The sequence below is a fragment of the Haemophilus sp. SZY H68 genome (assembly GCF_018829685.1).
GTDB classification, from domain to species: Bacteria; Pseudomonadota; Gammaproteobacteria; order Enterobacterales; family Pasteurellaceae; genus Haemophilus; species Haemophilus haemolyticus_K.
The window spans coordinates 238,674-252,038 of sequence record NZ_JAHKKB010000001.1 but is presented as its reverse complement, the minus strand read 5'-3'; the positions used below and the strand labels follow the sequence as shown (position 1 = coordinate 252,038).

At 38.8% G+C, this 13,365-nt stretch carries 10 protein-coding genes and 1 other RNA gene; 8 read left to right on the top strand and 3 right to left on the bottom strand.

The genetic code is table 11. The features are described 5' to 3' along the window. Positions 1–21: 21 nt before the first annotated feature. Complete coding sequence (gene pta / locus KP712_RS01210; RefSeq protein ID WP_373455172.1) at positions 22–1,116, top strand: phosphate acetyltransferase; 1,095 nt, start codon at positions 22–24, stop codon at positions 1,114–1,116. Between the two features lie 64 nt (positions 1,117–1,180). Here pta and grxD read toward each other — a convergent pair whose 3' ends face one another. Continuing rightward, the gene (gene grxD / locus KP712_RS01205) at positions 1,181–1,504 is read right to left on the bottom strand and encodes a Grx4 family monothiol glutaredoxin (RefSeq protein WP_111407223.1); all 324 of its coding nucleotides are present in this window, start codon (positions 1,502–1,504) and stop codon (positions 1,181–1,183) included. 152 nt (positions 1,505–1,656) lie between these two features. After that, positions 1,657–2,739, bottom strand: coding sequence for a porin OmpA (gene ompA, locus KP712_RS01200; protein WP_215770475.1), 1,083 nt, complete (start codon positions 2,737–2,739; stop codon positions 1,657–1,659). A gap of 380 nt (positions 2,740–3,119) precedes the next feature. On the opposite strand from ompA, the gene KP712_RS01195 reads away from it, so the two are divergent. The 7 genes from KP712_RS01195 (at position 3,120) to cydC (ending at position 13,158) form a co-directional block, all read left to right on the top strand. Next, positions 3,120–6,203, top strand: a complete 3,084-nt coding sequence (locus KP712_RS01195) for an FAD-binding and (Fe-S)-binding domain-containing protein (protein WP_140523123.1) — start codon at positions 3,120–3,122, stop codon at positions 6,201–6,203. A 13-nt stretch (positions 6,204–6,216) separates the two neighbouring features. Next, a complete protein-coding gene (locus KP712_RS01190; protein ID WP_048954097.1) occupies positions 6,217–6,633 on the top strand; it encodes a hotdog fold thioesterase in 417 nt (138 codons plus the stop codon). Then, positions 6,630–7,616 (top strand): ferrochelatase, encoded by a 987-nt coding sequence (gene hemH / locus KP712_RS01185; RefSeq protein ID WP_139990276.1) that lies wholly within the window; start codon positions 6,630–6,632, stop codon positions 7,614–7,616. Before KP712_RS01190 ends, hemH begins: the two co-directional genes overlap by 4 nt. 63 nt (positions 7,617–7,679) lie before the next feature. Further along, a complete protein-coding gene (locus tag KP712_RS01180) occupies positions 7,680–8,537 on the top strand; it encodes a co-chaperone YbbN (RefSeq protein ID WP_139990275.1) in 858 nt (285 codons plus the stop codon). Positions 8,538–8,646: 109 nt separating this feature from the next. Then, positions 8,647–9,603: a thioredoxin-disulfide reductase gene (gene trxB, locus KP712_RS01175; protein WP_065264588.1), complete on the top strand. Its 957-nt coding sequence runs from the start codon at positions 8,647–8,649 to the stop codon at positions 9,601–9,603. A 64-nt stretch (positions 9,604–9,667) separates the two neighbouring features. Then, positions 9,668–11,428 (top strand): cysteine/glutathione ABC transporter permease/ATP-binding protein CydD, encoded by a 1,761-nt coding sequence (cydD, locus tag KP712_RS01170; RefSeq protein WP_139990274.1) that lies wholly within the window; start codon positions 9,668–9,670, stop codon positions 11,426–11,428. Further along, positions 11,428–13,158, top strand: coding sequence for a cysteine/glutathione ABC transporter ATP-binding protein/permease CydC (cydC, locus tag KP712_RS01165; protein WP_140523119.1), 1,731 nt, complete (start codon positions 11,428–11,430; stop codon positions 13,156–13,158). The genes cydD and cydC overlap by 1 nt, the downstream gene beginning before the upstream one ends. A gap of 20 nt (positions 13,159–13,178) precedes the next feature. On the opposite strand, the gene ffs is transcribed toward cydC, so the two are convergent. Then, an RNA gene (gene ffs / locus KP712_RS01160) (signal recognition particle sRNA small type) lies at positions 13,179–13,277 on the bottom strand. Positions 13,278–13,365: the final 88 nt, after the last annotated feature.

Below are 13,365 nucleotides of genomic sequence, written 5' to 3'. Positions count from 1 at the left end.
ATTGCTTCAGAATTTGGTGGTGTGAACAACGCTGATATATTAGGTGTATTTGGTGCACAAGCAGGAAAAATTAAAACCTTCGATGCACAAGCATTAGTTGCGGCAATCTCTGCACCACTTACTCGTGAAGCACGTATTTCTCCAGCTGCATTCCGTTTCAAATTAACTGATTTAGCACGCAAAGCAGGCAAAACTATCGTATTACCAGAAGGTGACGAACCTCGAACTGTTAAAGCAGCTGCAATCTGTGCTGAACGAGGTATCGCAAAATCAGTATTATTAGCGGATCCTGAATCAGTGAAAAAAGTCGCCGCAGAACAAGGCGTGACTTTAAGTGCTGACGTAACAATCATCAATCCAGCTGACGTACGCGAAAACTACGTTGCTCGTTTAGTTGAATTACGTAAATCTAAAGGCTTAACTGAAGAACAAGCTCGCGCACAATTAGAAGACACCGTTGTATTAGGCACCATGATGTTAGAAGCTGGCGAAGTTGATGGTTTAGTTTCTGGTGCCGTTCATACAACGGCAAACACTATTCGCCCACCGATGCAAATCATCAAAACAGCGCCTGGCAGTTCAATTATCTCATCTGTATTCTTTATGTTATTACCAGACCAAGTATTAGTCTATGGCGACTGCGCGGTAAATCCAGAACCTACAGCGGAACAATTAGCTGAAATCGCAATCCAATCAGCCGAATCTGCAAAAGCATTTGGTTTAGAACCAAAAGTGGCAATGCTTTCTTATTCAACTGGTACTTCTGGTGCGGGTCAATCAGTCGAGAAAGTAAAAGAGGCAACCCGTATTGCACAAGAAAAACGCCCTGATTTATTAATTGATGGTCCATTGCAATACGATGCAGCTGTGATGAAAGATGTGGCAGCTTCTAAAGCACCAAATTCTAAAGTAGCGGGTCAAGCAAATGTATTTGTATTCCCTGATATCAACGCGGGTAATATCGGCTATAAAGCAGTTCAACGCTCTGCTGATTTAGTTGCGGTGGGTCCAATGCTTCAAGGTATGCGAAAACCAGTTAATGACTTATCTCGTGGCGCATTAGTCGATGACATTGTTTACACTATTGCATTAACTGTAATTCAAGCAACACAATAGTCTAGACAAGCTAAAAAAATCCCGCACTTTTAAAAGAATGCGGGATTTTTTATTGATTAATCAATTATGCATGTTTTGCAGAAACTTCATTTAATAAAGTTTGCAACTCCCCAGATTGATACATTTCCAAAATAATATCACACCCACCAATTAACTCTCCCTCGACCCATAGTTGTGGGAAAGTAGGCCAATTCGCATAAACAGGCAATTCAGCACGAATATCAGCATGTTGTAAGATATCAACATAACCAAAAGGTACTTTACAATTCATCAGTGCTTCTACTGCTCGCGCCGAAAAACCACAAGATGGTAATTTAGGTGACCCTTTCATATAGATAAGAATTGGATTTTCACTAATTTGTTTTTTAATTTTGTCTAAGGTTTCCATAATGTTCCCCACGAATAAAAGAGGATTGAATTCTACCACAAGTTAAAACTTGAGTGAAATTCTAGGATTATTATCTTAATAAAACAAAAGGCCTAAACCGAAGTTTAAGCCTTTTTTTCTGTATTTAATCTTTCGTTAAACGAATACTAAAATTATTTAGTACCGTTAACTGCGATTTCAACACGACGGTCTGGTGCTAAACAAGCGATAAGCGCTTTACGACCTTTAACTTGGTCACAAGTTGCGCCAGTCACTGGGTTTGCTTTACCGTAACCAGTTGCAGAGATTGCGTTAGTTGCTACACCTTTTTGTACTAAGTAGTTAGCTACTGTGTCTGCGCGGCGTTGAGAAAGTTTTAAGTTACCAGCATCAGAACCGATACGGTCAGTATAACCAGCAACAGCTACTTTAGCGCTATGAACTTGTGCGATTTCACCGTAGATACCATCTAAAGTTGCTTGAGCTTGTGGTTTTAAGTTTGCTTTACCAAAAGCGAAAGTTACATCAGAGTTTAAGTTGAAAGTTTTGCTTACAACTTCAGGAGCCATAGCTGGTGCAGCCACTGCGCCTTGACCGAAACGGTAAGAAACGCCAGCGTTGATAGAACCAATCCATGGGTTATAATCTACAGAGCTGTTGTTAGTTGTTTGAGTACGGTATTTACCTACACGAGTTAACCATTGATATTCTAAACGAACTGCTAATTCTGGTAATACTGCATATTCTGCACCGACTGCGAATAAACCAGAGGTACGTAAGCTGTGACGACCTGCTTTGTGATCACGAGCGCCATTTGTCTTATCGTAGAATTTATAGTCAGAACGTACTAAAGCCACACCTGCTTTACCGTAAACATCTAAACCATTTAACACTTCGTAGCTACCTTTAAAGCTTAAGTGAGTACCGTGGTTAGTGTGTTTAGCAACAGTTTTACCAGCTTCACGCGCTTTTGCACGACCAAAATCATCGTAACCTAATTCCACTGCTAAACCTAAGTTATCACGATTTAAGATTTGGTAACCACCAAATACACCATAAGTGAAAGAATTACGGTTATAACCATAATCATTAACACTTAATTTGTTAGCAATAACACTGTTTTTGTTAATACCATCGTGGAAAGATGCTTGACCTGCTTTAACACCTGCATAGAAAGTGTTTTCTTGTGGTGCAGCTTGAGCTACTGAAGCCGCTGCTAAACCAGCAACTACTAATGCGATTGCAGTTTTTTTCATTTTGATGTCCTCTATTTAGTCATCGTTTATTAATAAGAAAAGTTTCCTTGCTTATAATGGAACTTTTAGGGAAAGTTACACTCAAAGCATTTGCTTAACTAGGGTTTTGAATTTGCCCTATTGTTACCTTTTGACAAATTCAATTCCTTTGTTTACGCCAAAGGAACGTTCAAAAGTGCGATTATTATCCTATAAAAATTCAAAAGATCAAATTTTTTTTGAACTTTTTGTTTATTTTTTATCCAAAAATACACTATTCTTGACTAATTTACTCCACAAAACGCTTCTTCAAAACGCTCAAAATCTAATTCGACATTGTGCGCTCCTTAAGATATTATCGAGAACACCCTGTATTTATAGCTTTAAATGAGTTAAATGCTATGTTGCCAAGTCTAAATCGCACTCCACAAATTGAACAAGATGTCCTTAACTATCTCCAAGCACTAAAAAAACAACATTTTGAAGGGGATATCGCTACAAATTATGCAGATAGATTAAGTCTTGCTACGGATAACAGCGTTTACCAACAGCTTCCTCAAGCGATTCTTTTTCCGAAAACTGTTGCTGATATAGTACGTATAACCAAATTGGCAAATTTACCTGAATATCAATTCCTCACCTTTACTCCTCGTGGTGGAGGCACTGGCACAAATGGACAATCCATCAATAACAATATAATAGTGGATCTTTCTCGCCATATGACTGCTATTTTAGAACTCAATGTCAAAGAACGTTGGGTTCGTGTACAAGCAGGCGTAGTAAAAGATCAACTTAATCAATTTTTAAAACCACATGGTTTATTCTTTGCCCCAGAGCTATCCACCAGCAATCGAGCAACGTTAGGTGGAATGATTAATACGGATGCCTCTGGGCAAGGTTCATTGCAATATGGTAAAACCTCTAATCATGTTTTGGCATTACGCGCAGTATTAATGAACGGTGAGATTTTAGATACCAGTGCTGTCAATTCTGTTGATGTTTTAGAAAACATCGATACGCTTGAATTAAGTGATAGTAGCAAAAGACTCCATCAAACCATTGCACAACACTGTAAAGAAAAAAGAGCGGCAATCATTAAAGATCTGCCACAACTTAACCGTTTTTTAACGGGATACGATCTGAAAAATGTATTTAATGAAGATGAAAGTGAATTTAATCTCACCAGAATTCTCACTGGTTCTGAAGGTTCTCTCGCATTTATTTGTGAAGCCAAACTCAATCTTCTGCCTATTCCGCAGTATCGCACGCTCATCAATATTAAATATCGTTCTTTTGATGCAGCATTACGCAATGCACCTTTTATGGTGAAAGCCAATGCGCTTTCTGTGGAAACCGTTGATTCCAAAGTCTTAAATCTCGCTAAACAAGATATTATTTGGCACTCGGTGAATGAACTTCTTACAGAAGATGAAGAAGATCCAATTCTTGGTTTAAATATTGTGGAATTTGCTGGTAATAATAAAGAAAAAATAGACCGCCAAGTCACCGCACTTTGTCGCTCACTTGATGAAAAAATCGAACACAACCAAGATCACATTATTGGCTATCAAGTTTACTCAGATTTACCTTCTATTGAACGTATTTATGCAATGCGCAAAAAAGCAGTAGGCTTACTTGGTAACGCAAAAGGCGCAGCCAAACCGATTCCGTTTGTAGAAGATACTTGTGTCCCCCCAGAAAATCTTGCGGATTACATTAGTGAATTTCGCACTTTATTAGACAAGCACCATTTACAATATGGCATGTTTGGTCACGTGGATGCGGGCGTATTACACGTTCGCCCAGCGCTTGATTTATGCGATAAAGAACAAGTGAAATTATTCAAACAAATTTCAGATGAAGTCGCCGAACTTACGATTAAATATGGTGGATTACTCTGGGGAGAGCACGGAAAAGGCGTGCGTTCCCATTACGGCGAAAAATTCTTTACCCCAGAACTCTGGCACGAACTTCGTTATATCAAAACCTTATTCGATCCAAACAATCGTTTAAATCCCGGCAAAATCTGTACGCCTTTGGATTCCGAAGAGGAACTTTATTCTATTCTTTCGCCAATGCGGGCTGATAAGGATCGCCAAATTCCTATCCAAATACGAGATGAATTTAAGGGGGCGATGAACTGCAATGGAAACGGTTTATGTTTCAATTTTGATGAACACAGCATCATGTGCCCATCGATGAAAGTCAGTAAAAATCGTGTATTTTCGCCGAAAGGTCGCGCAGCTATGGTTCGAGAATGGCTTCGATTGATGGCAAATGAAAATGTTTCGCCCGAACAATTAGACTTCTGTAAAACAGAAATAAAATTAACCGCACTTGTGAAAAGACTAAGCAATACGGTTCAAAAATGGCGAGGGGATTATGATTTTTCTCACGAAGTGAAAGCTGCAATGGATACTTGTCTTGCTTGTAAAGCCTGTGCTAGTCAATGCCCGATTAAAATTGATGTACCAAGTTTCCGTGCGAAATTCTTTCATTTTTATCACAGCCGCTACTTACGCCCAGTAAAAGATCACGTTGTGGCAAATTTAGAAATCGCTGCGCCTTATATGGCAAAGCAGGCAAAATTCTTTAATTATTTTACCAAGCTAAAAGTCACGCAAACATTAGTGGAAAAAACACTAGGCATGACTGATTTGCCCTTGCTTTCTGAACCCAATTTGCAACAACAGCTGGTGGAAATTCATTATCAAGGCAAATCCTTGGAAGAATTGGAAGGTCTAAGTGCGGTAGAAAAAAACGATATTTTATTTATTGTGCAAGATCCTTACACATCTTACTATGATGCGAAAGTGGTACGCGATTTTGTTATGCTTACGCAGAAATTAGGCTTCACACCAATTCTGTTGCCATTTAAACCAAACGGCAAAGCAATGCACATTAAAGGTTTCTTAAAACGCTTTAGCAAAACAGCACAAAACCAAGCCGAGTTTTTAAATCGAATGGCAAAATTAGGCATTCCACTTGTAGGCGTTGATCCAGCCATCGTGCTGTCTTATCGAGATGAATACAAGGAAGCACTACAAGAAAAACGTGGCGATTTCCACGTTCTCACTGCTCACGAATGGTTAAAACAACGCTTACAAAATACGACATTACAAGATAAACTGAAAAACATCGCAAAAACTGACCGCACTTCCGATTGGTATTTATTCCCGCATTGTACGGAATCTACCTTTATGCCGAACAGCCCAAAAGAATGGCAAGAAATTTTTGGAAGATTTGGGCAACAACTGAATGTAGAAAAAGTAGGATGTTGCGGTATGGCAGGTGTATTTGGACATGAAGTGCAAAATCAAAAAATGAGCCGAGAAATCTACGATGTATCGTGGCATAAAAAACTGCACGGAAAAGATCCGCACTTTTGTTTAGCAACCGGTTATTCTTGCCGCAGTCAGGTAAAACGTTATGAACATGTGGTGCTAAAACACCCTGTGCAGGCATTATTAGAAATTTTAGCGTAATGAAAGGAATATCATGATTTGGCAAAAAAACTTCACGCTCGAAAACTTAAATCAACTTTGCTCCAACAGTGCCGTTAGCCATCTTGGCATTGAAATTTCTGCTTTTGGCGAAGATTGGATTGAAGCGACAATGCCTGTGGATCATCGTACAACCCAACCTTTTGGTCTATTACATGGCGGAATATCTGTTGCATTAGCAGAAACGATAGGTTCATTGGCTGGATACCTTGCAATAGAAGAAAATAAAATTGCAGTGGGACTTGATATTAATGCCCATCACCTACGTTCAGTAAAGCAAGGCATTGTTACAGCAAAGGCTACGCCTATTAGTTTAAATAGAAATATCCACGTATGGCAAATTGACATTCGTGATGAACAAGATAAACTTTGCTGCGTTTCTCGACTTACACTTTCTATTCTAAACTTATGATAGCAAATCAAAAAATAGGGATTATTTTAGCCAATTTAGGGACACCCGATGCGCCCACCTCATCTGCTATATCCCGTTATTTATGGAAATTTTTAACCGACCCAAGAGTAGTCGATTTATCTCCTTACAAATGGTATCCATTACTCAAGGCTGTTATTTTGCCATTACGTTCAAAACGTATCGCTAAAAATTACCAAGCAATTTGGACAGAGCAAGGTTCGCCTTTACTTGCCATTTCACGACAACAAAAAGATGCATTACAAGCCTATTTAAATAAGCAAAATATTGATGCTCAAGTAGAAATTGCGATGACATACGGCAACCCATCAATGCAAAGTGCGGTGAAAAATTTACTTAAAAATAAAGTTGAACGAATTATTGTACTCCCCCTTTACCCACAATATTCTAGTACAACAACAGGCGCGCTATTTGATGCCTTTGCCCATGCCCTTAAAGAAGAGCGGGGAATGGTACCGTTCGATTTTATTCATTCTTATCATGTTGATGAAAATTACATTAACGCCTTAGCCAATTCCATAAAAGCGCGGTTAAAACCCGATGAGTTTTTGCTATTTTCTTATCATGGTATCCCATTACGTTATGAAAATATGGGTGATTACTACCGTGAACACTGCAAACAGACAACGCTTGCTATTGTAGATAAGTTGGGATTGACCGAAAACCAATGGGGAATAACCTTCCAATCACGTTTTGGGCGAGAAGAATGGTTACAACCTTACACGGATAAATTTCTCCAAAATGCAGCATCACAAGGTATTCATAAAATAGCCGTCATTTGCCCAGGTTTTTCGGTTGATTGTTTAGAAACTATTGAAGAAATTGATGAGGAAAACCGCGAGAATTTTCTCACTAATGGCGGACAATTTTACCAATATATTCCGGCACTCAATGCAGAACCACAACATATTGAAATGATGGGAAAACTGCTCCTGGCAAAAATCTTTCCCTCATTGAAAGAGTAAAACATTTCTAAAATCGACCGCACTTTGTTAAAATCAGCCATTATTTTTTCACAAGGATAAAACATGGCTGATTTTCCTTTTATCGTTGACATCAACGAACAAAATCTTACTGAAATACTGCAACAATCCTTAGAAAAACCACTTGTCATCAATTTTTATGCTCCAACGCATAAAGAATCATCAGATTTCTTGACTTTACTTGAGCAAGTTGCAGAACAATATCAAGGACAATTTGTTCTTGGAAAAGTAAATTGTGAAAAAGAGCAAATGATTGCCGCACAATTCCGCATCCAAGCATTGTCAACCACCTATTTGTTTAAAGAAGCACAGGCATTAGATGCATTTCCAGGTGCGCTTGATAAAGCGTCATTAATCCAACGATTAAGCATTATTTTACCGAAAGAAGAAGATTTAAAATTCCAACAAGCATTAGATTTCTTGCAAGTAGAAAATTATGAGGCTGCATTGCCATTATTGAAAGACGCATGGGAACTTTCAGATAAGAAAAATAGTGATGTCGCCCTGCTCTACGCTGAAACCTATATTGCAATGAAAAAAACGGAGCCAGCACAAGAAATTCTAAAACAAATTCCGTTGCAAGATCGTGATAGTCGTTGGCACGGATTACAGGCACAAATTGAGCTACAAATTCAAGCTGCCGACACACCTGAAATCCAACAATTACAGGCCGATTATGCTAAAAACCCAACAGCTGAAATTGCAATAAAACTTGCTATACAACTTCATCAAGCTGGACGAAATGAAGAAGCGTTGACACTACTTTTCGATATTTTAAAAACCGACTTAGGTGCGCAGAATGGTGAAGTTAAACAACAATTTTTATCCATTTTAAGTGCAATGGGCAATGCTGATCCGTTAACAAATAAGTTTCGCCGATTGCTTTATTCACTGCTCTATTAATCGAAAGGTTTATAATTGATAAGGTGTATGGAACAATTTCATACATAGCAATCATCAGAATAAACTTAAATTCAATTAATTCTCTCTTTACAAAAAACAAGGATTCTTTATGTCAGATATCAAACACGCAAAACTTTTAATTTTAGGCTCAGGCCCTGCTGGTTATACAGCTGCCATTTATGCAGCACGTGCAAACTTAAAACCAGTATTGGTGACGGGTTTGCAACAAGGCGGCCAGCTTACCACCACAGATGAAATCGAAAACTGGCCAGGTGATTTTGAGATGACTACTGGTTCAGGTTTAATGCAACGTATGTTGCAACATGCAGAAAAATTTGAAACAGAAATCGTCTTCGATCATATCAATCGAGTCGATTTATCCTCTCGTCCATTCAAACTTTTTGGCGATGTGCAAAATTTTACTTGTGATGCGTTAATTATCGCAACAGGCGCTTCTGCACGCTATATTGGCTTACCGTCAGAAGAAAACTACAAAGGTCGTGGAGTTTCTGCTTGTGCAACCTGTGATGGTTTCTTTTATCGTAATAAACCAGTCGGTGTAATTGGTGGTGGAAATACTGCGGTGGAAGAAGCGCTTTACTTAGCCAATATCGCAAGTACAGTGCATTTAATCCACCGTCGCGATAGCTTCCGTGCGGAAAAAATTCTTATCGACCGTTTGTACAAAAAAGTGGAAGAAGGAAAAATCGTTCTGCATACTGATCGCACTTTAGATGAAGTGTTAGGTGACAACATGGGCGTAACCGGATTACGTTTAGCCGACACTAAAACTGGAGAGAAAGAAGAACTCAAATTAGATGGTTTATTCGTAGCCATTGGTCACTCGCCAAATACGGACATTTTCCAAGGGCAACTAGAATTGAATAATGGCTATATCGTTGTAAAATCTGGTCTTGAAGGAAATGCAACAGCCACCTCTGTGGAAGGCGTATTCGCAGCAGGCGATGTAATGGATCACAATTATCGACAAGCCATTACCTCTGCAGGAACTGGTTGTATGGCGGCATTGGATGCAGAACGCTATTTAGATGCTCAAGAAGCATAAATTCTCTAACTCATTCCCCTCTTTTTTTAAAAGAGGGGAACTTTTTCTATATCACGATAAAACTATGAACAAACTTCGCCAAAAATATTTACAAAAATGGCTTCGCGCACAACAAGAACCTATCAAAAAATTAATGCGCGCAAACATTGTCTTAGCTACGCTTTCTGCACTCATTTTAGTCGCGCAAACTTATTTTCTTGCGACGTTGCTTGATAAACTGATTATACAAAAAGTGCCTCGTGATGAACTTATTCCTTATTTTCTTGGGTTGATTATCGGGTTCGGATTGCGTGCAATTATTTTATGGGCACGCGAAAAAATAGGTTTCCAAAGCGGACAATTATTACGCAATCATATTCGTCAAAAAATTCTGGATAAAATCCATCTTGTTGGCCCTGCGACAATCAATCAAAAACCAGCTGGAAGTTGGGCAAGCATTATGTTGGAACAAGTTGAAAACTTACATAATTTCTATGCCCGTTTTCTGCCTCAACAAAGTCTTTCAGCCATTGTTCCTGTCGTTATTTTAATTGCTGTATTTCCGTTGAACTGGGCTGCAGGTTTAATTTTAATGATCACCGCGCCACTTGTTCCCGTTTTTATGATCCTTGTTGGTATCGCTGCAGCAGACAGTAGCCAAAAAAATATGGAAACACTGGCTCGTTTAAGCGCACAATTTCTAGATCGATTACGTGGTCTTGAAACCTTACGTCTTTTTAACCGCACTTCTGAACAAACTGAGCATATTGAAAATGCCACTGAAGATTTCCGTGAAACCACGATGGATGTGCTAAAACTCGCTTTTCTCTCTTCTGCCGTATTGGAATTTTTTACCTCTATTTCCATTGCCCTCATGGCGGTCTATTTTGGTTTTAGCTACTTAGGTCAAATTGAATTTGGTACCTATAATGCACCACTTACACTTTTCACAGGTTTCTTTTGTTTAATTCTTGCACCTGAATTTTATCAACCCTTACGTGATCTAGGCGCTTATTACCACGACCGCGCAGCGGGTATTGGTGCAGCAGATGCCATTGTTAATTTCTTAGAATCCGATTATTTAACCGTTCATCAAAATGAAAAAACAATTTCTTTGGAAAGTGCGGTTGAAATTTCTGCCGAAAATTTAGTGGTACTTTCGACACAGGGTTCAGCATTAACCAAGCCGTTAAATTTCCAAATTCCAGCAAATTACAATGTTGCGCTTGTAGGACAAAGTGGCGCAGGGAAAACCTCATTAATGAATGTAATTTTAGGCTTTTTACCTTATGAGGGTTCTCTCAAAATTAATGGACAAGAACTTCGCGAAAGCAATCTAGCTGACTGGCGCAAACATATTGCCTGGGTAGGACAAAATCCATTGTTATTACAAGGCACAATTAAAGAAAATCTTCTGCTTGGTGATATTCAAACAAGCGATGAGAAAATTCACCATGCTTTAAGCCAAGCCCAAGCCACCGAATTTATAGATAAACTCGGTTTAGATTATGAAATTAAAGATGGAGGATTAGGCGTTTCTGTGGGACAAGCGCAACGTCTTGCTATTGCACGTGCATTATTACGCAAGGGGAGCCTACTATTACTTGATGAGCCAACAGCCAGTCTCGATGCCCAATCTGAAAGTCTCGTCCTTCAAGCATTAAATGAAATGAGTTGCTACCAAACAACATTAATGATTACACACCGCATTGAAGATTTAAAACAATGTGATCAAATTTTTGTCATGCAGCAGGGCGAAATTGTCCAACAGGGGATTTTTGCTGAATTACAAAATGAAGGTTTCTTTGGAGAACTTCTTGCACAACGAAAACAGGATATCCAATAATGCGCACATTACTTCCGTTTATACGTTTATTTAAATTCGCCAAATTTCCTCTTATTTTAGGCTTGGTGCTGATGATTTTAGGATTGGGATCCAGCATGAGCTTACTTACCGTTTCAGGCTGGTTTTTAGCCGCTACAGCCATTGCAGGACTAGGCACTCTATTTAACTTTTTCTACCCTTCAGCCAGTGTGCGAGGTTTAGCTATCGGACGAACCGTCATGCGCTATTTTGAAAAAATAGTGACGCATGATGCAACATTCCGCATTTTGTCAAAATTACGCGTACAAGTATTTGAAAAAATCATTCCTTTAAGCCCAGGGGTATTAAATCGTTATCGTAACAGCGATTTGTTAAATCGTTTAGTATCCGATGTGGATACACTTGATAGCCTATATTTACGTTTACTTGCGCCATTTTTCACTGCTGCATTTGTAATCATTGCCATGACGATTGGACTTAGCTTTGTCAATATTCCACTCGCACTTGGTTTAGGCTTATTTTTGTTAATTTTATTAATAATTATCCCAACTGTTTTCTATCGACTAGGTCAGGAATTTGGCGAACGCTTAATCCAAGCACGCGCGACCTATCGAACCCAGTTTTTAGAATTTATCCAAGCACAAGCCGAGCTTTTATTATTTAATGCAGAAGATAAATTAAAAGAGAAAATGACAGCCACAGAAAAAACATGGCAGGAAGATCAAGCCAAAGAAGCAAAATTAAGTGGATTTTCTACCGCGCTTGTTCTGTTTCTAAATGGTTTGTTGATTTCTGGCATGCTATGGTTTGCAAGTAACGCCGATTTTGGCACAGATGAATACCGCACGGCTTATATTGCACTGTTCACTTTTGCTGCGCTTGCCGCCTTTGAGATCATCATGCCATTGGGTGCTGCATTTTTACATATAGGTCAAGTGATTGCTGCAGCAGAGCGTGTAACCGAAATCATTGAGCAAAAACCGCTTGTTAAGTTTAATGGTAATGAGGAATTTGAAACAAAAGTGCGGTTGATTTCTACGAAGGATTTAAGTTTTTCCTATCCAGGGCAAGAAACGCTTGTATTAAAAAATCTTACATTAGATTTAGAACAAAGCCAAAAAATTGCTATTTTAGGCAAAACTGGAAGTGGGAAATCTTCACTCCTTCAACTTTTAGTGCGCAATTATGATGCGAATCAAGGTAAGCTTTTATTAGCAGAAAAACCAATTTCAGCCTATTCAGAAGAGACATTACGCCGCCAAATTTGTTTTTTAACTCAACGTGTTCACGTATTCAGCGATACACTTCGTCAAAATTTACAATTTGCAAGTGCGGATAAAATTTCTGATGAAAAAATGATTGAAGTGCTACATCAAGTTGGTTTAAGCAAATTACTTGAGCAAGAAGGAAAAGGTTTAAATCTTTGGCTTGGTGATGGTGGTCGTCCTCTTTCTGGTGGGGAACAACGCCGTTTAGGTTTAGCACGTATTTTACTCAATAATGCGCCAATTTTATTATTGGATGAACCGACAGAAGGCTTAGATCGCGAAACTGAACGTCAAATTTTACGTTTAATTCTGCAACATGCCGAAAATAAAACCCTAATTATGGTCACTCACCGTCTAAGTTCAATTGAACAATTCGATAAAATTTGTGTAATTGATAACGGAAGATTAATCGAAGAAGGAGATTACAATAGCTTAATCAAAAAAGAAAATGGTTTCTTTAAAAGATTGATTGAGAGGGTATAAGAAAAGGAAGTTGGGCGGAAACCTTCCCAGCTTCTTCTCGGCACACAGTAATTCCGACTTTGGCTGCTTCCTTCCGGACCTGACCGAGTAAACCAGACACCGTTGCGAGAGACCGAGAAGGTTTCCATTGATATCGCAGAGCGACTGCGGACTATTATGCAAGAATTACCATATTATTGCAAAGATTAATTCTCTTTAATTACAAAA

Coding starts and splice junctions, on each gene's coding strand:
- grxD (WP_111407223.1), bottom strand. CDS start 1,504: ATGGAAACCTTAGACAAAATTAAAAAACAAATTAGTGAAAATCCAATT.
- ompA (WP_215770475.1), bottom strand. CDS start 2,739: ATGAAAAAAACTGCAATCGCATTAGTAGTTGCTGGTTTAGCAGCGGCT.
- KP712_RS01195 (WP_140523123.1), top strand. CDS start 3,120: ATGTTGCCAAGTCTAAATCGCACTCCACAAATTGAACAAGATGTCCTT.
- KP712_RS01190 (WP_048954097.1), top strand. CDS start 6,217: ATGATTTGGCAAAAAAACTTCACGCTCGAAAACTTAAATCAACTTTGC.
- hemH (WP_139990276.1), top strand. CDS start 6,630: ATGATAGCAAATCAAAAAATAGGGATTATTTTAGCCAATTTAGGGACA.
- KP712_RS01180 (WP_139990275.1), top strand. CDS start 7,680: ATGGCTGATTTTCCTTTTATCGTTGACATCAACGAACAAAATCTTACT.
- trxB (WP_065264588.1), top strand. CDS start 8,647: ATGTCAGATATCAAACACGCAAAACTTTTAATTTTAGGCTCAGGCCCT.
- cydD (WP_139990274.1), top strand. CDS start 9,668: ATGAACAAACTTCGCCAAAAATATTTACAAAAATGGCTTCGCGCACAA.
- cydC (WP_140523119.1), top strand. CDS start 11,428: ATGCGCACATTACTTCCGTTTATACGTTTATTTAAATTCGCCAAATTT.